This is a genomic window from Acinetobacter sp. YH12069, from assembly GCF_013419675.1.
GTDB lineage: Bacteria > Pseudomonadota > Gammaproteobacteria > Pseudomonadales > Moraxellaceae > Acinetobacter > Acinetobacter amyesii.
Genome location: NZ_VOZS01000021.1, coordinates 1 through 21,540, shown reverse-complemented (window position 1 = coordinate 21,540; position 21,540 = coordinate 1). Strand labels below are relative to the sequence as shown.

Below are 21,540 nucleotides of genomic sequence, written 5' to 3'. Positions count from 1 at the left end.
AAAAGACTGGCATGCAGCACAAACATTTATTTATGCCATTGGCACTGGTTAGTGCTATGGCCGTAGCACAACAAGTATATGCAGCAGATGATTTTGTAGTACAAGATATTCGTGTTGATGGCTTAGTGCGTTTAACTCCTGACAATGTAGCCGGAATGATCCCATTCTCCGCTGGTGATCGTGTCAATGATCAAATCATTTCAAACTCAATTCGTAGCATGTTTGCATCGGGTTTGTTTGATGATGTGAAGTCTTCACAAGTCGGTAATACCCTTGTATATACAGTGGTTGAACGCCCAGTTATTTCTAAAGTTGAGCTAAAAGGCAATAAACTTATTCCTAAAGAAGCCTTGGAAGAAGGCTTAAAGAAAATGGGTCTGTCCGAAGGTGAAGTTTTAAAGAAATCATCTTTGCAAACGGTTGAGACTGAATTAGAACAACAGTACATGCAGCAAGGTCGTTATGATGCTGATGTCAAAGTTATTACAACCGCTCAACCAAACAACCGTGTTAATGTCTTAATCGAGTTTGAAGAAGGCCAATCTGCCAAAGTATTTGATATCAATATCATTGGTAATACGGTCTTTAAAGAAAGCGAAATTAAACAAATTTTTGCATTAAAAGAAAGTGGTTGGAACTCGATCATTTCTCGTAATGACCGTTATGCACGTGAAAAGATGGCTGCGAGTTTAGAAGCTTTACGTGCGATGTATCTCAACAAAGGTTACATCAACTTTAACATTACCAATTCAAGTCTGAATTTGAGTGAAGATAAAAAACACGTCTTTATCGAAGTTTCGGTGGATGAAGGTGAACAATTTAAGTTTGGTAAAACTCATTTCTTAGGTGATACGCTTTATACGCAAACTGATTTAAACGCTTTAAAACTCTATAAAGATGGCGATTTATATTCACAAGAAAAAGTGAATGGTGTTAAACAACTTTTACTTCGTAAATACGGTAACGCAGGTTACTACTTTGCAGAAGTGAACATTGTTCCTGAAATCAATAAAGACACCAAATTGGTCGATTTAAATTACTATGTGAATCCGGGTCAGCAAGTCACTGTTCGCCGCATTAATTTTACAGGTAACTCGAAAACAGCTGATGAAGTTCTACGTCGTGAAATGCGTCAAATGGAAGGCGCATTAGCAAGTAACGAAAAAATTGATTTGTCTAAAGTGCGTTTAGAGCGTACAGGCTTCTTTAAAACCGTTGATGTTAAACCTGCACGTATTCCGGGTACGCCAGATCAAATTGATTTAAATGTGAATGTTGAAGAACAGCATTCAGGTACAAGTACTTTGGCTGTTGGTTTCTCACAAAGTGGCGGTGTAACTTTCCAAGCAGGTTTGAGTCAAACCAACTTCTTGGGTACAGGTAATGCAGTTTCTATCGATTTGTCACGTTCTGAGACTCAAGATTACTACAACCTCAGTGTAACTGACCCGTATTTCACTATTGATGGTGTACGTCGTGGTTATAATATGTACTACCGTAAAACCAAGTTAGATGACGACTATAACGTTAACAACTACGTCACTGACAGTTTTGGTGGTGGTATCAACTTTGGTTATCCGATCGATGAAAACCAAAGTATCAGTATGGGCTTGAATATTGATAATACCGAAGTAACTACAGGCCCATATGTTTCTACTTATGTGCGTGATTATTTACTAGCAAATGGTGGGAAGGCGACGGATACCACATCATTCTGTCCTACGGATGCGTCTGGTAACTCACAATTAACTGTGCCTGTATACAAAACTGATGCGAATGGAGATTTTGTACTAGATAGTGAAGGTAATAAAATTGTTACTCACAACACTTGCGCAGTACCTGAAGAATCATACGATAGTGCGTTTAAAGGTGATTTCTTAACTTATAACCTTAACTTGGGTTGGTCATACAATACCTTGAATCGCCCGGTATTCCCTACATCGGGTATGTCACACCGCGTCAATGCCGAAATTGCATTACCAGGTAGTGATGTTGAATATCAAAAAATCACTTACGATGCACAAGCCTATTTCCCACTGGGTAAAGACTTTGTATTACGTGGTTACGGTAAGTTAGGCTATGGTAATGATTTGCCGTTCTATAAAAACTTCTATGCAGGTGGTTTTGGTTCGGTACGTGGCTATGATAACAGTACTTTAGGGCCTAAATATCCTGGTGTGTATTATGATGCGCAAAATAAGGTTGACTATGATCCAGAAGAAGTGGGTGGTAATGCTTTAATTCAATTTGGTACTGAATTAGCTTTACCTGTGCCATTTAAAGGCGATTGGGCGCGTCAAGTTCGTCCAGTATTATTTGCTGAAGGCGCACAAGTATTTGATACCCAATGTGACGTTCCTAAATCTAGTGAAGACCGTCAATACTGTAAAGATAACTACGGCTTTGATATGAATAACATGCGTTATAGCGTTGGTGCAGGCTTTACTTGGATCACGATGATTGGTCCAATTTCACTGAGTTATGCATTCCCGCTTAATGACAAAGCTGGCGATGAAACAAAAGAAATTCAATTCGAGATTGGTCGTACCTTCTAAGTACGACCCTTCTGGGAATAACAAAATTACAGGTTGATAAGATGAATAAATTATTTACTGGTTTGGCGGTATTGGGTATGTCATGTTCTGCTGTGGTACATGCAGCAGGTTACGGTGTGGTTGATTTAGAAAAGGTGGTGGATCAAAGCACTTATATAAAACAACAAAATGCTCAAATTCAACAGCAATTGAAACCACAAACCACTAAAATTGAATCACTGGCTAAAGAGCTGGAAGCAATGCAGCAAAAAGCTCAGCAGGGTGGTGATAAGTTGACTGCTGCGCAAAAGCAGCAAATGGGTCAACAGTATCAAACTAAACTTAAAGAGCTGACTGATTTACAGCAAAAAGTTCAAGCTTCGGTTCAAGGGAATATTCAGTCTTTAAATCGCACGATGGATACACGAATCAAGCAAGTTGCAGAACAATTGCGCACAGAAAATAAGTTAGATGTTGTTTTGAATAAAAATTCAGCACTTGCGTATGACCCTAAGTTTGATTTAACTGATAAAATGATTCAAAAGGTTAATGCAATTAAATAATCAATGAATTCTCAAAAATTCAGTTTAGAAAAGCTTGCTCAACTTGTTCAAGGTCAATGTATTGGCCAGCTAGATTTGCTATTCAGTGGAATGGCAAGTTTAGAGAGTGCTCAACCGCATCAGCTTGCATTTTTAAACGCAGATAAGTATCTGAATGAAGCTCAACAGTCTCAGGCTGGTGCGCTGATTGTGACTGCAGAGATGCAGTCACAAATCCCTTCACAGCAAAACTTCATTGTTGTACCCAATCCGTATCTGGCTTTCGCTATTCTGACGCATGTTTTTGAAAAAAAATCTGTAGAAACAGGAATTGAAAGTACTGCCCAAATTCATCCTTCCGCAATCATTTCTGATACTGCTTATATTGGGCATTATGTGGTGATTGGTGCGAATAGTGTGGTGGGTGAAGGAACGCGCATTGAATCACAAGTGAAGATTGATCATGGTGTTGAAATTGGTAAAGATTGTTTTATCGATTCGCATGTGACGATTACTGGTGAAGCCAAGTTAGGTGATCGTGTACGTATCCATGCAAATACGGTGGTCGGTGGTGAAGGATTTGGTTTTGCACCTTATCAAGGGAAATGGCATCGTATTGCTCAATTAGGTTCTGTACGTATCGGGAATGATGTGCGTATTGGTTCAAATTGTAGTATCGACCGTGGTGCTTTAGATGACACAATTTTGGAAGATGGTGTCATTATTGATAACCTTGTGCAAATCGCGCATAACGTCAAAGTTGGTGCAAATACGGCAATGGCTGCGAAATGTGGTATTGCCGGTAGTACAACTATTGGCAAAAATTGTGTGCTAGCAGGGGCTGTTGGTATCGTAGGTCACATTAATATTGCAGATAATGTGACAATTACCGGTATGTCAATGGTCACAAAAAGTATTTCCGTTGCTGGGAGTTATTCTTCAGGTACGCCAATGCTTGAAAGTGGTTCTTGGAAAAAGGCAGCAATCCGCTTTAAACAATTAGCAGATGTGCCATTGACCCAATTGGTCAAACGACTTGATCATATGCAGTCTCAAATTGAGTCCCTTGAATCAACATTTAAATTGCGTAAATAATTATGATGACAGAGTCGAATACCCCAGCTTTCACAAAACCTGAATTACCAATGACTATTCAGACTATTCGTGAATATTTGCCACATCGTTATCCGTTTTTATTGGTTGATCGTGTTGTTGAAGTGACTGACAACGGGATTGTAGGCTATAAAAATGTAACGATTAATGAAGAATTTTTACAAGGCCATTTCCCTGAATACCCAATTATGCCGGGTGTGCTGATTGTTGAAGCATTGGCGCAAGTATCGGGTATCTTAGGTTTCATCATGAATAATGAGAAACCTTCAGCGGGTTCGCTGTTCTTATTTGCTGGTGCAGAGAAGGTTCGATTTAAAAAACAAGTCGTTGCAGGCGATCAACTTGTATTAAAATCGGAATTAGTGATGCAAAAGCGTGGCATTTACAAATATAATTGTGTTGCCACTGTAGATGGCGTAGTCGCAGCAACCGCGGAAATTATGGTTTCGCATCAGAAAACAGAGACAGCATGAGCAATAACGAATTAATTCATCCTACCGCCATTATTGACTCATCAGCAGTAATTGCTCCGGATGTGCAAATTGGACCATATTGTATTATTGGTCCTCAAGTCACAATTGGAGCGGGTACTAAACTGCATTCACATGTTGTGGTGGGTGGTTATACCCGTATTGGTCAACATAACGAAATTTTTCAATTTGCCAGTGTTGGTGAAGTCTGCCAAGACTTGAAATATGCTGGTGAAGAAACTTGGTTAGAAATCGGGGATCATAACTCGATTCGTGAACACTGTAGTTTACACCGTGGTACTGTTCAAGATCAGGGTCTAACTAAAGTTGGTAGTCATAATTTATTGATGGTGAATACACATATTGCACATGACTGTGTGGTAGGTGATCATAATATCTTTGCTAATAACGTCGGCGTTGCAGGTCATGTCCACATTGGTGATTATGTCATCGTAGGTGGTAACTCTGGTATTCATCAATTCTGTAAAATCGATTCTTACAGTATGATTGGTGGTGCATCTCTTATTTTGAAAGATGTACCTGCTTATGTCATGGTATCTGGTAATCCAGCCCATGCTTTTGCCATGAACATTGAAGGCATGCGTCGTAAAGGTTGGTCTAAAAATGTGATTCAAGGTTTACGTGAATCCTTTAAATTGATCTATAAAGATGGTTTAACGACGAATGAAGCGATTGAGCGTATTCGTACTGAAATTTTGCCTGAAGTGGCAGAAGCGCAATTGTTGATTGACTCACTTGAGCAGTCTAAGCGCGGTATCGTACGCTAAATGCTGCGAATAAAAAAAGACACCTTATAAGGTGTCTTTTTTTTGCGTTAAAAATAGGACTATTTTTTAACAAAGCCTGCTTCTTCAGATTTTGGATATTTTTGGGTAAGCTTGGTTTTGAGCTGCGTTGCTAAACTGCTATTTCGATCGACGTCTTTTGCAATGCTATACAGTTGATATAACGCTCTAGGCGCGCGGGTCGACTCAGGGTATTGATCTACCACGATACTATAGTTCTTTTTCGCTTCTGCGTAGTTGGTCGGTTCAACAGCAAGGTTGAACTCAGCTAACCAAAAATATGCATTGCTAATGTAGACGCTATTAGGATTATTCTTAATAAAGTTTTTCATTGGTGCAATGGCTTTTTTCGCACCACCTTGTTTATATGCATCTAAAGCAACGGTATAAGCTGCTTTCTCAAGCTCAAGTGAGTCACCACCTGCATTTACAGGTTGTTTTGCAGATGAGCTTAATGTTGCTTGGGTCGTAGGTTGTTTAGCTGGTGTAGGGGCTATATTAGCTGCTACTGGGTGCAGTACCTTGTTGGTTATCCTCCGCAGCCTCTGTGTCTTCACTCGGATCTACTTTTTGTTGGAGTAGCTCTAAACGTTGATCTAAATCTGCATAGCGGTTTGTAAGTTCACTTTTTAATTGTTCGATAATATTGTCTTGCTCTTCCATTTTACCGCGTAAGCTACGCAATTCATTTTCGAGCTGTTGGTTCTTCTGCATGAGCTGCCAATTTAAATTTGTTGGCGTAGGGGTAGAGCCAGCACCTGTTTGAATGGCTGTATTATTTGCTGTATACACAGTGCCATTATCTGCGCCACTCAAACCGCGAGATTCAATTGGAATATTGGCAAATAGCGTACCTGAGCAAGTCAATGTAAGGGCACACAATACATGCTGTTTAAACATCATAAAAATTCCATGTAGTTGCAAGCATGTCCGTATTGAATAGTTTTATTACAGACTGCTTTAGATAAAACGATAAGCACATTAAAAACGCCAAAGTTCTGAATTGCAATAAGCTTTTACAATCTTGTTGTGTATTAAAGTAAAAATATAGTGATGATGTTTCACGTTTTCTACATCATCGACCATCATATTGATTTATAAATAATCAAACAGTGTTTTCTACTCAGGAATTCTTGGTTTTAGTCTTGCATGTTTATCAAAAATCTCTATACTCTGTTCTTGCAATGGTAGCCCTGCCGGTTACTTCGCAATTGTACTCTACAAACCCCGCCAGGACCGGAAGGTAGCAACGGTAGTAGAAATATGATGTGCCGAAGTCTTGCTGGTAGGGTTGCCACCAGTTTCAATCATAATAAATTAAACGTCCTCTCATTTTTTTTAATCCTAGATTCTTCTTTATTTTAGTTTTATTAATTCTTTATTTAGATCTATATCTTTGTTATTCGGCATCAAATTCTTTACGTGCAATCACTTTAAAAATCGTATCGAGATCGAATCCTCGATATTGTAAAAAACGTATTTGTTTGGCTTTTTGTTTTGGATCACGTTCAACAGCTTTGCCAAATTTTTTGATCTTGAGCTGGTAGGCTTCGGCGACCCAATCTGTTTCTTTTAATTCATCCTGAATTAATTCACTGTCTACTTTTTTATTTTTTAAAGCGAGCTTTATACGGTTGGGACCTTTACCTTTACGCTTTTGACTCGACAACAGCATTTCTGCTACACGTTGATCGCTTTGATAGTTCTCACGTGCGAGTTCTTCCACCAAGTGTATGACTTCTTCACGACTATCCGCATACAGTGCTAATTTTTCAATTAAATCCGCTTTTGAGTATTCTTTACGTGTGAGTACTGCAAAGGCGTAGGAGCGTAAACGAGAGCCGCGCAGTCCTGGTTTTTTTTCAGCATGAACATCTTTACCATTGGCATCAAAATGCAACGCAGAGTGATCGGTCACCGAAGTATTGTCATGTGAAATGTCAGTTTGTGCAGTATGATTTGCGCAGGTAGGTTCTTCAGCTTCTGCGAACTGTTGTTTTAGTGCTTCGTAGTCGAGCAAGAGTGGAAAATGGTCTTTAGTCATGGGGTCATTTTAATACAAATTTTGAGTGCAAAACAAAACGCCCCGTAGGGCGTTTCGTCTACTATTAAAGTATGCTGTAATTAAGCATCTAAAAAGTCTGGTTCTTCTTCGTCTTTGTCTTCTACAGGTGCTGTACCCGTAGTCAGAAGTTGTTCACGAATCAGTTTTTCGATAGTTTGCACAAGTTCAGGGTGTTCTTCTAAGTGGCGAATGGTATTGTTTTTACCTTGCCCAATCTTGTCACCTTGGTATGAATACCAAGCACCTGCTTTTTGAACAATTTCTTGTTGTACTGCGAGGTCAACAAGCTCACCTAAATGGTTCACGCCTTTACCATAAAGAATTTGGAAAATCGCTTCACGGAATGGAGGAGCCATTTTGTTTTTCACAACTTTCACTTTGGTTTCTGAACCAATGATTTCGTCGCCTTCTTTCACTTGACCAATACGGCGGATATCTAAACGTACAGATGCATAGAATTTAAGTGCATTACCACCAGTTGTGGTTTCTGGGCTACCAAACATTACACCAATCTTCATACGGATTTGGTTAATGAAGATCACCATACAGTTCGAACGTTTCGCATTACCGGTAATTTTACGCAGTGCTTGGCTCATCAGGCGAGCTTGTAAGCCCATGTGTGAGTCACCCATTTCGCCTTCAATTTCGGCGCGAGGGGTCAGTGCAGCTACAGAGTCGACAACGATCAGGTCAATGGCACCTGAACGTACCAGCATGTCTGCAATTTCAAGTGCTTGTTCACCATTGTCTGGCTGTGAAACAAGTAAGTTATCAATATCTACGCCAAGTTTACGTGCGTATTGAGGGTCTAATGCATGTTCAGCATCGATGAATGCACAAGTACCGCCAGCTTTCTGACATTGTGCAATAGCTTGTAATGTCATAGTCGTTTTACCAGAAGATTCAGGACCGTAGATTTCTACGATACGACCTTTAGGCAAACCACCAATACCTAGTGCGATATCTAATGTTAAAGAACCTGTAGAGACAGCTTCAACTGCCTGTACAGTATTATCGCCAAGACGCATAACGGTGTTTTTACCAAACTGCTTTTCAATTTGGCTTAAGGCCGCATTTAACGCCTTGCTTTTATTATCATCCATCTTACAACCTCAATACGATGTCACGAAACAATATACTCAAGTGGATGTATTCAGTTTAGATCTGTTCCACGAGGGTATAGTGACAGAAATCATCCTTTTGTTCTATGAAAATCACAACAGGTGCGACATGTTGTGACGCTTTAACTTAATCATCATTATAAGACCATTGCTGGTCAAACTGTTGATCATTTTCTCTTTTAAATTTACCAATATCTCGACGATCTTTTTTACTTGGTCGATGATCTGGCCGAGCTAGATTATGCAACTTTCTTTGGGATGCGAGCAATTCCCGTTTTGCAATACTGACCTCAGTTTCATCATAAAGCAGCTGAGCGGTGGGGGCAGGCCCACGAACATCCGACAGTGCTTTCACCACCACGGTTTTTTTCTCAAGGCCTTGGGCAATGGTTAATTCCATGCCTACACGAACTTCACGAGAAACTTTAACGCGTTCGCCATTATGATGAACTTTACCGCCTTCAATCGCATTTTTGGCAATAGAGCGTGTTTTAAAAAAACGTGCAGCCCACAACCATTTGTCTATACGCATACCAACTGCATCTTCGGCTAGATTTGATTTACGCATATTTTTTCTGTTCCTCGGCTTGCTCAGTCATTTGAGCTTCTAAAATAGGGATTAAATCTGTTAATGCGGACAGCATTGGATAATTACAAGTCTCGCGAGGCACTTTGGCAGATGAAGGCTGCTGAATCGAATAGAGCTGTTCAATCCCAAAAAGTTTTGCACCATTAAGCACTTTTTCTGTGTCATCAATGAAATAACAGTTTTTTGCATCGAAGGGGTGTTTGCTTGCTAATATTTGCCAAAACTCAATAAACTCTTTGGCATGACCGAGAGTTTCTGAACTGACGATAACATCAAAATAATCACGAAGACCGGTTTGTTCGAGTTTGAATTGTAAGCCTGCAAAGTCGGCATTGGTCGCAAGCCAAATAGGATAGCCATTTTCTTTAAGATAGGTAAGCAGCTCAATGCAGCCTTCGCGTTTGGCTACTTTGGCTTTTTGTTCTATCTGCATTTCCAGAACATCAACGCCAACTTGTGACGTCCAAAAGCGAGAGGAGTACCATTTTAGGGTATGATTATGCTGTTGATAAAAACTAAATAGGGTTTGCTTGCTTTGTTCGAGTGAGCACTGATGCTGTTCAGCATAGCGAATTGGCAGCAGCTCATTCCAAATGAAATCATCATAAGCAAGATCGAGTAAAGTACCGTCCATATCGAAAATGATAGTCGGCTTTTCTGAGTAATTTGGCATATAAAGGTATTCTATGTTTAAAACAACAACAGCACCGCAAGACCCACTGATTTTGCAGTTGGTTCCCATTGTGACACAAGCTTGTGAAATTTTGCGAGAAGAATATCGGCGTTATTGCTCAGGTGCAGATTTTGATGTGGAACGTAAAAGTGATGATTCACCTGTAACGCAAGCTGACTATCGTGCAAATAGCTATATTACCCAAGCATTATCTAAAGTTTCTAGCTTGCCTGTATTGTCAGAGGAAGGTGACAAGTCTGAACGTATGCAATGGCAAAAATTTTGGCTGCTTGATCCTTTGGATGGTACTAAAGAGTTTTTACATAAAAGACCTGAATTTACCATTAATCTGAGTCTGGTTGAGGGTGCTAATACTACCTTTGCCATATTGGCGATCCCCGGGGAATACAGCGTATATATTTGTCCCTTTGAGGGACTGCCGCTGAAATATGATAGCCAGTCAACCACATGGTATAAATATGTTCAAACCTCTGTAGAGAATGTCGTACACGTTGGCTTGAGTCAAAGTGCTAAAAATAAGCCGATTTATACGGATTATTTAGACGCTTTAGAAAAACTTAGTCCTTATCAGGCATACCATGCTGGTAGTGCATATAAGTTTTGTATGATGTTAGAAGATCGAGTGGATATTTACCCGCGTTTTCATCCCACCTGTGAATGGGATACCAGCGCTGGACAATGTTTAATCGAGCGTATTGGTGGTGGTTTGGTTGATTTTAAAGGTCGCGCATTTTTATATAACCAGCGCAAGACTTTATTAAATGGTGGATTTATTGCATTTAAAAATGCCGAAATGAAAGAATTGGCCTTAAATGCTTTGGCAAACATGCCTGACAAAACTTGAGCTAAATCGGGTTCATGCTATAGTGTCTGCACACTCCGTTAAATCTCCTGCATTTAAGAACTGTCAATTATGGCCCTAGATTTGCTCCCACCGAGTATGCTGAAAGCAATAGACTTATTGCCGGATGAAAAGACGCCTGTAACATTGTTTACACGTCATTCCATTCGTGAAGTTGTACAAGGACAAGGCTTGGCCGGTTATGACTTGCAACTGACCCATCAAGGACGTGATTTAGCCGAAGCGTGGGGCAGCTATTTGGTTGAAAATACCGATCGTGTTATTCAGCACTGTATTTCGAGTCCAATTCAGCGCTGTGTGGATACGGCGGCATTGATGATTCAAGGTGCAGATAATGTCACGATTGAACCGAATACCCACCATATCGAGATCATTGAACAAGGATTATTGGTCGAGCCGGGAAGTTTTGTGCTCGATATAAAAAAAGCAGGACCATACTTTCAAAAGCAAGGTGCTTTAGGCTTTATCAATAGTTTTGTGAATAATGCTTTGCCGGGTATGAAACAACCCATTCATGGGGTAGTAGATGTATTGGAGTTGATTTACAACACTCATCCAACCAATGATTATGGGCTGAGTCTAGCGGTGAGTCATGACACGATTTTGGCTGCAATTCTTGCCATTATTTCAGGTAAAAATATCGTGACACGCGAAGACTGGCCGAAAATGATGGAAGGACTATTTGTTTGGTTTGAAGGAGATGTATTCCTTGAATCTAAACTGAAATGGATTTGGCGTGGTGAACTACATGAATTAAATATTCGTGAATTTCAGCAGGCTGAACAGCAACTTTAAGTATTTTTGCGCATACAAAATATTTAAAAAAGGCATCCATGTACGGGATGCCTTTTTTATCTGCTTCAGTATTTCATTAAATAAAAGATTAAATATTGGCTTTAATTCGTGCAGGGTATTGATTTAAATCAATACTTGAACCGTCGTCACTATAAGGCCAGCGGCTAGTATTGACAGGTAGATGCTGTTGGTGGATTCGACTGTATTTGTCTGCGGCAATCAATGTGGCAATGTCATGATCTTTAATGCTATACGCTTGTACGATTTCAACTGGATATTGTGTGCGTTCAAAAAATTCAGCTTCTGTTTCCCCTTGATGCAGTGCAAAAATACGTTCTACAGCTGGTAAGTACACGCCATATGCTAACCATGAGTCTACGCCTTGAGAGGCTTGAATCTCAGCGGTCGATTTCATATTTGAAATGACTTTACCTAAAATGTCTTTTTCACCTTTCGATGTAAAATATTCAATATATTGATTTTCTGCTTCTGCAAACTTTTCTAATGATGGCAAAAATTGGTTAATCGACATTTTTATCCCTCTTTTCATTTGTACAGCAATGGCTGCCTAGGATGAAAATTAAAATACCATAAAAAATATATGGGATTAAGCCATTTCTTAAAATTTTTATTTACAAAGTTTCTAAAAATATCCTGACAATTTCTGTCGGGAATATACGATTGTATTAACAGGTCTACATCTTAATTTTAGTTGAAAAGTGAAATACCTGTCACATTAATAATGATTCTACCAATACAAAATATTTAGATTTTATTTGAATTGTTAATAAGTGACAAAACACGGCAATTGAATGATTAAAAAAAAGAAAATAGCATTAACTTTGTTGTAAATTATTGATTTATATATTTTTATGTAAGTCTCTTTTATTGGATTTTTTTGTGGCTAATTGGGGAATAGTAGTGAAAAGTGTGATAGATTTTTCATATGACAAATTATCAATTTGTATTGTGTCATTCATGTTAGTTGCTTGTGGTGGTGGAGGCGGTGGTGATAGTTCAAGTGGTTCTGCATCAACTGCAAATTATCCAGAACCGACCCAAGACATAGTCGATGATACCAGTATTGGCTTTTATGACTACGATGCAAATGATGCTGTTCGTGAAATACGAAATGATTTAGTCGGCAACTTTTCAGCGCAAGTTCAATTTGGTCAAAGTCATGTCGTCGATCCGAATGCGAACGAAGCCAAGAAAATGCCACGGTTAACCAGTGAAAAAGAAGCGCTGCTTATCGTGACGCCAACACTTGATATGCAAAACATCAAGCAACTCAAAGTAGAAATCTATCAAAACAACCGCTTAATTCGTACCGCGACATTGGATGATCCGACGCAAATGCCTGTTTCAGACCAGAGTGGGCAAAGAGGTCGTCCAGATGTTTGGTACAGTAAACGCGCGTGGGCCACGAAGCTCAATTGGGATGAGGTTAAACCCGGTCTAAGATTAAAATTTATTGACGCAAATAAAGTCAGCGGTGAATTGGCTGAGGATAAAATCGATTTTGCTGCACCAGGTGAATTGGTTTTAAATAATATCCGTGTTGGTATGTTGGCAGATAAGCCAAATTCTACCGGCCACTATATGCTACTAGAGCCTGAAAAAGCGGGCACAGATTATTTCCAAACCATTCCTGCAGCAGAAATGACGGTTGCACAATATGATGATATTCAGTTAACACGTGCAATGGTATCTTCAGGTGTTATTTATGACAGTAAAAGTGCCGGAGATGGTGGTGTTTATGCAGGAGACATGCGTGAGGATGTCGGTAAATCAACCTTTAGTGTTGGTATAAACCTTGCTAACTGGGGTATTACCAGTGCATCTATGGCCAACCAAAGTCAGCCACAATTAACCCAAACAGTAGTTGTCCATCATACGAAGGGGAACTATGCCAATGGTGTGCATACTCATGGACTGAGTGGTGGTAATGGCATGCTCACGCTTTATGATTCTGTAGGGAATGAATTTAGCCATGAAATTGGTCATCACTATGGTTTAGGACATTACCCTGGTCAGGTAGGTGACAATCTATTTTGGGCTGCACATCATGCGGACAGTGGATGGGGTTATATTGCCAATCGCAATATGATGCGCGGAAATCTATCATGGACGGCGACATGGAAGTGGGATGGAGCGAATGGTATCCCAAATTTTAAAAATTTGTTCCCGTACGGAAAAGATGCCATGTCCGGCGGGTATCCTGATAGTAATGTATCACGCTACACACACTATACGGGTTACAGCACATTCCTGAAAATTCAACCGCACTTTGACCGTTATGTCTGGGATGAAACATCACCTACCGGCTACAAAAAGTGGAATAAAACCACTCGTGAAATGGAAGTCGCTCAACCGAAGATGCCAAATTCTACGGCTCCGGTTTGGTATAACGCAGATCAAAATTATCCACGACCACGGGTCTTTGGTCAGCCTGTCATTACCATTTTAGGGGGCTATGATCCTGTCAATCAAGTCGGTTTGTTGTATCCTGCTGCACGTTCAAACTGGGGTAATGTGTATGACTTAAATGCTGCCAATACCGCTTTGGATCAAGCGGCATGTTGGTTGAATGTGCAATACACGAATAAAGTCAACAATATTGCTTTAGCACCTGCACGATTAGGCAGTAATGCCAATAAATTGCATGTCAATTTAGCTTTGGCAGATCAACCACAGAAAGTTGATTTGTATTGTAAAAAAGCAGGTGAAAAAGCCAAGTTATTAGCAAATATTGATATTCCAGTCTACAGTACAGCGATCAAGCCGGCCGTCAAAATTGGACGTCAGCATGGTTATAGTGCATTGCGTGCTATCGAACTTCCTCAATTAGAAAGTGCTTTAGAAGCGCAAGCTGCAAATGCTGTTGTTGCTCTTAATCCAACTGAAAAAATGCTGTATGAGTCATATAAAAATGACAAGTCATTGATGAATAGTGTGGCGCGTCAGCAATTAACCCGTTATGAGTCGCAACAAAACACAGCATACCGACTAAATCGTTGGATGAATGTGTATGCACAAGACCTAACCAATCAAGTTCCTGAGGCACAAAGCGCACTCGACGCATTTATGACAAAGCTTTCAGTATCTCAGGAAGGTTTGTTTGATCAGGCAACATTGATCAAAAATGGTAATAACTGTTTGAAAGCAGAAACATTAACCGATGGAAAATTAAACTTATATATTAGTGGTCCAAGCGGATGTACTGCGGACGAATCGGAACAGTGGGTATATGATGCGATTGGTCGGATACACAGCAAGTCAAATCCAGATCAATGCATAACAGGCAACGGTGGTTCAGCTAAAGTGACGCTAGAACGCTGCATGTTAAACCAAACCAACCAAATTTGGACCATGGACCCTGCGACTACAACGATTCGTCAAAGTGGTCAATGTATGGATTTAAATACGGGACGTTTGCAAAATAACCGTGCGGATTTAATTCGATATAGCTGTACCAATGGTGGCAATCAACGTTGGACAAATTTGACAGCAAGCCAAAACTTATTATGGACATATTTATCAGCGACGAATATGAAACTGATTCATAAATAATCTGTAAATAGAAAATAAGGTCCATCGAGGACCTTATTTTTTTGCTTTTAAAAACCTATAGGTACAAAAAAAGCCCTAAAAAGGGCTTTTTTTATCGCAACAAATTAGTTAGCTAAAGCTTTAACTTGTGCATTTAAACGGCTCTTATGACGAGCAGCTTTGTTTTTATGGATGATGCCTTTATCAGCCATACGATCGATAACAGGAACAGCTTTTTTGTAAGCTTCTGTAGCGACAGCATAATCACCAGCAGCAATAGCAGCTACTGTGCGTTTAAGATAAGTACGAACCATAGAACGTAAGCTTGCGTTGTGTTGACGTGCTTTAACGTTTTGACGAGCACGTTTTTTTGCTTGAGCAGAGTTTGCCACTCGTGCACTCCTTGAAATAGATTGGTCTGGGCGGGCTGAAATTACATCTGAAAACCAACATCAGAAGAACTATCACCAGCCCGTAAACAAGTGCCATATTGTGATTAAACTAAGCGCTTAAGTCAAGTCTTGACATGCTTTGACAACATTTTAGATGCAGAAAAATTTTAAAGAAAACGTTAGATTAGTCTAAAGTGATTGAGATTGTATGAAAAATGACTAAAAGTATAGAGAATGCGATTGTCATCGGAGCAACAGGATTGGTCGGGCGGGAATTGGTTCGTCAGCTCAGTCAAAATACAGGATGTAAGAATATTACGGCTGTGGTACGTCAGCGTGACCATGAACTGAATGGACTGGCAAAAGTTCAACAAATGGTGATCAGTGACTTTCTTTCTCTGACTCAGGATGATGTGAGAGATTATAGTCATGCCTTTAGTTGTTTAGGCTCGACCATTAAAAAAGCAGGGTCTAAAGATAATTTTTATCAAATTGATTTTAGCATCAATGCGCATTTTGCTGAATTATTAGAATATACAGAAACCCATTTGATCATAGTTAGTGCTATGGGCGCTGACGCTAATTCCGCATTTTTTTATAATCGAGTCAAAGGGGAATTGGAATATTATTTAAAAACCTTAAAGTTAAATCAACTTTCGATATTAAAGCCTTCGCTGTTACTTGGCGAGCGTCATGAATCTCGGCGTTTAGAAGATGCGACACAGAAGCTCTATATGCGCTTTTCGCATTTTGTACCTGACCGTTTCAAATTTAAGCCAGTGACAGCACAGCAAGTGGCTCATACTATGGTCGAGGCTGCACAAACTCAGACTGAAAAGTTCGAGATTTATGATAATTTACGCATACTAACAATTAAATGAGGGAAATACCGTGTCTACAGTTCCATTCGTCACCTGTGATTTACTTGATGATCATCCAGATAAAGAATTACAAGTGGTGATCCCGTCGTTGGATGGTAAATTCTTTCAAAGTTATGGTGCACGAAAAAGTTTTGGCGGTCAGGTGATGACGGTCAAATGTTTTGAAGATAACTCTCGTGTTAAAGAATTATTGGCAACCGATGGTACGGGTAAAGTATTGGTTGTGGATGGTGGCGCGTCGATGCGCTGTGCCTTGATGGGCGATATGATTGCTGAATCTGCAGTCAAGAATCATTGGAATGGTGTCATTATTTACGGCTGCGTGCGTGATGTTGATGCGATTGCCGAACTTGATTTAGGTGTGCATGCTTTGGCTGCGATTCCACAAAAAAGTAACCGCAAAGGCGTGGGTGAAACAGATATTCCATTAAGTTTTGGTGGTGTAAACATTCAGTCTGGTGATTTTATCTATGCTGATAATAACGGCATCGTTGTTTCAAAAGAGCAATTGGTTGTTCTATAAGCGTACTTGAATTTTTAGTCGTGGAATGAAAGCGTAATTCTTGCTCATACACGACGATATAAATGTGAAAAAGAAAATACAAACATCAGCTGAGGACTCTCGGCTGTTGTATAAAAATACGAAATAAAAAAAGAAAGGAAAAAGTATGTTGTTGCATCAATTAAAAGTGGCGCAAGCGTTGCTCTCAGGCGTAGCAGAAGGCGGACGAGGTACAAATGGGACGCCTTATCCGAAACAACCTGAAAAAGCCCTTAAACTGTACGAATTTGAAGGTTCTCCGTATTGCCGTCGTGTGCGTGAAGTTTTGACCACACTTAATTTGGATTATGAGGTTTACCCATGTCCCAAAGGGGCTAAAAAGTACCGTTTAGAGGTACAGAAATTAGGTGGAAAACAGCAATTCCCTTTCTTGGTGGATGACAATACTGGGGATCGTTTGTACGAATCTCAGCAAATAATTCATCATCTATTTAAACATTATGGCAAAACAGGTCAAACTCCTAAGAAATATGCCAATTATCCTAAAATTCCGTATGTTGCCTATGTTGGAACCTTAATTAATGGGGCTCAAGGCGTGTGGGTGCACCGTAAAGTCATTCATCGTGATGCTCCAAGTCAACTCTTAGAACTATGGGGTTTTGAAGCGAGTCCATATACACGTATCGTACGTAGCGCATTGTCTGAAATGGAATTGGCATATATCTTTCATAATGTGGCTAAGGAACGTTGGCAAGATCAGGGATTAGCGGTAATGCGCTTAAGACCTGGTAAATATGTACCCCTGAAAGGTGGCAAGCGTGAACAAGTGTTAAAAATCATGGGGAACAATATTCAAGTGCCATATTTGAAAGATCCTAATACTGGTGTAGAACTTTTTGAATCTGAAAAAATTGTAAAATATCTGAAGAAGCAATATTTGAGCTAATCTCACTCAAGTTTAAGCTTAGTGCTGTGTATAGTCAGACAAATGACTATACACATGTTGTAATGATAAATGGGTCTAAAATTAGAAGAAAAATGCATCATAGCTGCATCAATTGAATTAGAATAAATTGTTAAAAAATAAGAAATTTACTTAATTATAGGGATATCCTAAAAGGATTAAACTCATTAATGTAAAAGACATTTCATTTTTTCGGGGGAAGTAAATCATGTCACCACAAGAAGTCATACTACCCGTACCGGTGCTCGTCGTTGAAGATGAGGAAATTATTCAATTACGTTTACGTCAAATTTTGACAGAGCTGGGTTATAAGCGTGAAGAGCTTATCTTCACCAAAAATGTTAAAGAATCTATTCAAGCCGTAGAGACCCAACCGATATCCTTAGCCTTAGTTGACTTAGGTTTGCCTGATGGTAGTGGTATCGAAATTATTGAAAAAATACGTTCCCTCGAAAGTAATACCATGATCTTGGTTGTCTCTGCATGGAGTACACAAGAAAGCTTATTTGCCGCAATTAAAGCAGGTGCAACGGGCTATGTATTAAAAGAACGTGATGATGCTGAAGTACTTTTATCTATTCGGAGTATTTTACGTGGTGGGGCGCCGATTGACCCATTTATTGCACGAGAAATCCTTAAACAAATATCCGAAGCCGAAGCGCCAAGTCCAGAACAAACAGTCGCCGATGAAGCAGACTTGAACCTCTTGACCAGTCGTGAAAAAGAAATTTTATGTTTGGTTGCTCAAGGTTTGAGTAACCGTGAGATTGCTGAACAGCTTTTTGTTTCACGCTATACGGTAGAAAGCCATATTAAACATATTTATCGCAAATTAGCCGTAACGAAACGTACCAAAGCCGTGAGTACAGCAAGATCTATGGGTATTCTATAATGCGTAAAGGAGGATATTTTTTCTTATTTATCCTCTGTTTAGTATGGGGGAGCTTGAGTCATGCAGAGCAAGTTTTCCCTGTAAATGATCAATGTAATGTAACTGTGAATAGCATTTCACGGGTGAAGACACCATCCAATCAAGAATTACCCAGAACGGGATGGAAAACCACGCAATTACCTGACCGTTGGAAAGAAGATAAAGACTGGGAGGGTTATCAAGGTGGTGCTTGGTATAAATTAGACTGGTCTTGGTACTGTAAAAATAATGCGCGTTTGGCAGAACCCATCGCACTATATGTTGATTACATTATTAATACGGGTTCAGTCTTTCTGAATGGCGACTTGCTGTGGACCAATAAAAATCTTCAAGAACCGGTCTCTAAAAGTTGGAATGTTGCACGCTATTGGATTTTACCGATAAGTGGAATCAAGCATGATCATAATGAAACCTTGATCTATGTGTATGGTTATTCGAGTTTAAATGCTGGCTTGGGCCCAGTAGTATTTAACAATGTAATGGCAACGGTTGAGCAAGCTGAAAAAACAACGTTTACACGTCGGACCATATTACAGTTAAATATTTTTCTTTCTGGGGTCTTGGGTCTAATTTGCTTTATTATTTGGTTGATGCGTCCTCGTGATACCAGTTTTGGCTGGTTTGCGCTTTCAACAGTGTTGTGGATTTTATTTCTCAGTAATGCTCTGACTACTGAAACCTTTCCATACCCAGATTCGGTTTTTTCTGCCAAAGCTAATCTGATATTTGTAATGCTGTACTTTCAGTGCTTTAGTATCTATATCTTGCGCTTTCTTGGGCGTAAGTTTCCACGAATAGAACTGTCATTTACTATGTTGACTGCTGCACTGATTGGTGTAGTGTGTATCTGGCCATTTGAACAAAATGCAGATATTTCGAGCCTTATTTTCTTTTTATATTGTGCATTCTTTTTTATCACTTACCTCTATCTGTGTAGAATTAGTTTCAAAGAACGAAGAAGGGACTATATTTTATTAGCAATCTGTTTGACTGCGATAATTGTGATAGTCATAGCTGATATCACAGTCTTGGTGCTCTTTCCAAAAGAAAATTTTACACCTTTATCACCCTTTACTTCACCGATTATAACCTTATTTATAGTGGTGATCTTGGGGGCGAGACTCAATCGTAATATACAGAAGATTGAAAAATATAATGATGATCTGGCATTTGAAGTTCAGAAAGTCAGTGATGAATTATGCAGTAGCTTGAATGATAAACATCAGCTTGAACTGAGTAATGTACGCCTGCAGGAACGCATTAAATTATCGCATGATCTGCATGATGGTCTGGGTGCATCCATTGTGCGCTCGATGATCTTGGTTGATCAGTGTGAAAGTAATATTCCAAACAGACAGTTCTTGTCGATGTTGAAATTATTGCGCGATGATTTAAGGCAAATTATTGATAGTGGATCATCTTTAGACAGTAAAGTGCCAGATTCACCTTTGCTCTGGATCGCACCTGTTCGACATCGCTTTAGTCAGTTGATGGATGAAGTGGAAATGAATGCCAAATGGTGTATTCCTTCGCAGTGGGCGATCAAACCAACGGCAATTCAGTGTCTGACTTTAATACGAGTGATTGAAGAAAGCCTGACCAATATTGTGAAACATAGCCAAGCAAATCATGTCAATGTCACGCTGTCACAGTTCGAAAATGGCGCATTGTTATTAACTATTGAAGATGATGGCGTCGGTTTTGATGTTGAGAGTGTTTCAAATCATGGCATGAGTATCGGTATGAGAAGTATGAAAATGCGTGTAGAGCGTATAGGCGGAAATTTCAAAATTCATTCTCAGCAAGGCTGTACGATTATTCATACAGAAATTAATTTAAAATCAGCTGCATAATAATATGTTGAAATAATAAAAATGATGATCAATTCGATATTAAATAACCTAAAGCGCATTGCATTGTTCTGCTGTGTCACTTTTATCGCCGCTTGTGGTTCGCAGGATCAAGCGCCTAAACCGGGTGAGTATGGGCAGATTTTGTTCCAACAATCAGTGTTAAGCACCGAAGAAATTCAGTAATTACTCACAGAAAGTCAAAGCGATACAAATGCAATAAACACTAAAAATTTTGCAGTGGATTACACGGCGACATCGAGCCAAAACCCATATCGTGCAGTCTTGTTGGTCAAAGGTAGGGCAATGACCAGTGGTGAGGTATCCGTTAAATTTCAAATTGATAACTACAATGCCGCTATTCAACAAACTTCAAGCAATCTCATGCAAATGGATGCAGGTGTTGATCAGATTGAACGATTAGAAACATTGGATGCAGGACAAGATTTTACTTTTGTCATGGATGGTGCGCCTTTTTCAGTCAATGCTGCCAATGACCCAAATAGCATGACCAGTCAACTAAGTTTGTTAGAGTCGAGGAATGTGGAGTTTCAAAGTATTGAATTACAAATTTGGCAAGGCAAAGGTAGTCAATACGGTGTAATGCGCTATCTGTGGTTTATTGGACTGGTGTTGTTGATAGTATGGGTTTATCACGTCATCGTGGAAAAAAAAGCCGATCAAGTCGAAGATTTTTTAAATCGTAGAAAGCGAAAATAATGCTATTCAGCAGTATAAAAAGGGAGCATGACGCTCACTGCTGTCCCACAAAAATCACAAGAGGAACCTCAATTGAGGTTCCTCTTGTTTTATCACCCTCTTGTCTGGTGAGAATAGCGATTTCAAATACTTCCTTTCGAATAAGTTCACTTGGATA

Annotated in this window: 21 protein-coding genes, 1 other RNA gene and 1 pseudogene; 16 read left to right on the top strand and 7 right to left on the bottom strand. The window is 39.5% G+C overall.

Translation table 11 applies throughout. The features are described 5' to 3' along the window. Positions 1 to 11 precede the first annotated feature (11 nt). The 5 genes from bamA to lpxA are packed head-to-tail and all read left to right on the top strand — an operon-like array spanning position 12 to position 5,447. Entirely contained in the window at positions 12 to 2,555 is a 2,544-nt protein-coding gene (gene bamA / locus FTU16_RS13640; protein ID WP_180007770.1) for an outer membrane protein assembly factor BamA, read from the top strand. 41 nt (positions 2,556 to 2,596) lie between these two features. Next, positions 2,597 to 3,097: an OmpH family outer membrane protein gene (locus tag FTU16_RS13635; protein WP_180003883.1), complete on the top strand. Its 501-nt coding sequence runs from the start codon at positions 2,597 to 2,599 to the stop codon at positions 3,095 to 3,097. 3 nt (positions 3,098 to 3,100) lie between these two features. Further along, positions 3,101 to 4,171 carry a UDP-3-O-(3-hydroxymyristoyl)glucosamine N-acyltransferase gene (gene lpxD, locus FTU16_RS13630; protein ID WP_180163479.1) on the top strand — a complete coding sequence of 357 codons (1,071 nt, stop codon included), beginning with the start codon at positions 3,101 to 3,103 and terminating at the stop codon, positions 4,169 to 4,171. A 5-nt stretch (positions 4,172 to 4,176) separates the two neighbouring features. Next, the gene (gene fabZ / locus FTU16_RS13625; RefSeq protein ID WP_171263789.1) at positions 4,177 to 4,662 is read left to right on the top strand and encodes a 3-hydroxyacyl-ACP dehydratase FabZ; all 486 of its coding nucleotides are present in this window, start codon (positions 4,177 to 4,179) and stop codon (positions 4,660 to 4,662) included. Next, the gene (lpxA, locus tag FTU16_RS13620) at positions 4,659 to 5,447 is read left to right on the top strand and encodes an acyl-ACP--UDP-N-acetylglucosamine O-acyltransferase (protein WP_168377606.1); all 789 of its coding nucleotides are present in this window, start codon (positions 4,659 to 4,661) and stop codon (positions 5,445 to 5,447) included. Before fabZ ends, lpxA begins: the two co-directional genes overlap by 4 nt. A gap of 59 nt (positions 5,448 to 5,506) precedes the next feature. Here the strand turns inward: lpxA and FTU16_RS13615 are convergent. Then, positions 5,507 to 6,368 (bottom strand): annotated as a pseudogene (locus FTU16_RS13615) (YbgF trimerization domain-containing protein). A 291-nt stretch (positions 6,369 to 6,659) separates the two neighbouring features. Between FTU16_RS13615 and ffs the strand changes: the two are divergent. Then, positions 6,660 to 6,756: signal recognition particle sRNA small type (gene ffs, locus FTU16_RS13610), an RNA gene on the top strand. Positions 6,757 to 6,864: 108 nt separating this feature from the next. On the opposite strand, the gene FTU16_RS13605 is transcribed toward ffs, so the two are convergent. The 4 genes from FTU16_RS13605 to FTU16_RS13590 form a co-directional block, all read right to left on the bottom strand. Then, positions 6,865 to 7,509, bottom strand: coding sequence for a regulatory protein RecX (locus FTU16_RS13605; protein ID WP_180004627.1), 645 nt, complete (start codon positions 7,507 to 7,509; stop codon positions 6,865 to 6,867). Positions 7,510 to 7,589: 80 nt separating this feature from the next. Next, entirely contained in the window at positions 7,590 to 8,633 is a 1,044-nt protein-coding gene (gene recA, locus FTU16_RS13600) for a recombinase RecA (protein WP_078193524.1), read from the bottom strand. A 145-nt stretch (positions 8,634 to 8,778) separates the two neighbouring features. Then, positions 8,779 to 9,219, bottom strand: a complete 441-nt coding sequence (locus FTU16_RS13595) for an RNA-binding S4 domain-containing protein (RefSeq protein WP_168377604.1) — start codon at positions 9,217 to 9,219, stop codon at positions 8,779 to 8,781. Then, entirely contained in the window at positions 9,212 to 9,913 is a 702-nt protein-coding gene (locus FTU16_RS13590) for an HAD-IA family hydrolase (RefSeq protein ID WP_180027018.1), read from the bottom strand. The genes FTU16_RS13595 and FTU16_RS13590 overlap by 8 nt, the downstream gene beginning before the upstream one ends. Before the next feature lie 13 nt (positions 9,914 to 9,926). On the opposite strand from FTU16_RS13590, the gene FTU16_RS13585 reads away from it, so the two are divergent. Both FTU16_RS13585 and FTU16_RS13580 read left to right on the top strand, forming a co-directional pair. Then, positions 9,927 to 10,778, top strand: coding sequence for a 3'(2'),5'-bisphosphate nucleotidase CysQ (locus FTU16_RS13585; RefSeq protein WP_180163478.1), 852 nt, complete (start codon positions 9,927 to 9,929; stop codon positions 10,776 to 10,778). A gap of 69 nt (positions 10,779 to 10,847) precedes the next feature. Continuing rightward, the gene (locus FTU16_RS13580) at positions 10,848 to 11,591 is read left to right on the top strand and encodes a histidine phosphatase family protein (protein WP_180088419.1); all 744 of its coding nucleotides are present in this window, start codon (positions 10,848 to 10,850) and stop codon (positions 11,589 to 11,591) included. A gap of 88 nt (positions 11,592 to 11,679) precedes the next feature. Here FTU16_RS13580 and FTU16_RS13575 read toward each other — a convergent pair whose 3' ends face one another. Further along, the gene (locus FTU16_RS13575) at positions 11,680 to 12,123 is read right to left on the bottom strand and encodes a hypothetical protein (RefSeq protein ID WP_180066534.1); all 444 of its coding nucleotides are present in this window, start codon (positions 12,121 to 12,123) and stop codon (positions 11,680 to 11,682) included. Positions 12,124 to 12,569: 446 nt separating this feature from the next. On the opposite strand from FTU16_RS13575, the gene FTU16_RS13570 reads away from it, so the two are divergent. Further along, complete coding sequence (locus FTU16_RS13570; RefSeq protein WP_180163477.1) at positions 12,570 to 15,164, top strand: M66 family metalloprotease; 2,595 nt, start codon at positions 12,570 to 12,572, stop codon at positions 15,162 to 15,164. A 104-nt stretch (positions 15,165 to 15,268) separates the two neighbouring features. Here the strand turns inward: FTU16_RS13570 and rpsT are convergent, their stop codons facing one another. Further along, positions 15,269 to 15,535: a 30S ribosomal protein S20 gene (gene rpsT, locus FTU16_RS13565; protein ID WP_078188707.1), complete on the bottom strand. Its 267-nt coding sequence runs from the start codon at positions 15,533 to 15,535 to the stop codon at positions 15,269 to 15,271. Between the two features lie 215 nt (positions 15,536 to 15,750). On the opposite strand from rpsT, the gene FTU16_RS13560 reads away from it, so the two are divergent. The 7 genes from FTU16_RS13560 to FTU16_RS13530 all read left to right on the top strand — a co-directional run bounded on the left by FTU16_RS13560 (position 15,751) and on the right by FTU16_RS13530 (position 21,383). After that, on the top strand, positions 15,751 to 16,416 hold the full coding sequence (locus FTU16_RS13560; protein WP_180134939.1) for an NAD(P)H-binding protein: 666 nt from the start codon (positions 15,751 to 15,753) through the stop codon (positions 16,414 to 16,416). Positions 16,417 to 16,426: 10 nt separating this feature from the next. Then, positions 16,427 to 16,939, top strand: a complete 513-nt coding sequence (gene rraA / locus FTU16_RS13555; RefSeq protein WP_180066641.1) for a ribonuclease E activity regulator RraA — start codon at positions 16,427 to 16,429, stop codon at positions 16,937 to 16,939. A 145-nt stretch (positions 16,940 to 17,084) separates the two neighbouring features. Next, complete coding sequence (locus tag FTU16_RS13550; RefSeq protein ID WP_180114006.1) at positions 17,085 to 17,864, top strand: glutathione S-transferase N-terminal domain-containing protein; 780 nt, start codon at positions 17,085 to 17,087, stop codon at positions 17,862 to 17,864. 226 nt (positions 17,865 to 18,090) lie between these two features. After that, on the top strand, positions 18,091 to 18,774 hold the full coding sequence (locus FTU16_RS13545; RefSeq protein ID WP_078188703.1) for a response regulator transcription factor: 684 nt from the start codon (positions 18,091 to 18,093) through the stop codon (positions 18,772 to 18,774). 53 nt (positions 18,775 to 18,827) lie between these two features. Continuing rightward, positions 18,828 to 20,666 carry an ATP-binding protein gene (locus tag FTU16_RS13540; RefSeq protein ID WP_306670012.1) on the top strand — a complete coding sequence of 613 codons (1,839 nt, stop codon included), beginning with the start codon at positions 18,828 to 18,830 and terminating at the stop codon, positions 20,664 to 20,666. Positions 20,667 to 20,687: 21 nt separating this feature from the next. After that, on the top strand, positions 20,688 to 20,849 hold the full coding sequence (locus FTU16_RS13535; protein ID WP_180163476.1) for a hypothetical protein: 162 nt from the start codon (positions 20,688 to 20,690) through the stop codon (positions 20,847 to 20,849). 54 nt (positions 20,850 to 20,903) lie between these two features. After that, entirely contained in the window at positions 20,904 to 21,383 is a 480-nt protein-coding gene (locus FTU16_RS13530; protein WP_180163475.1) for a hypothetical protein, read from the top strand. The last annotated feature ends 157 nt before the right edge of the window (positions 21,384 to 21,540 follow it).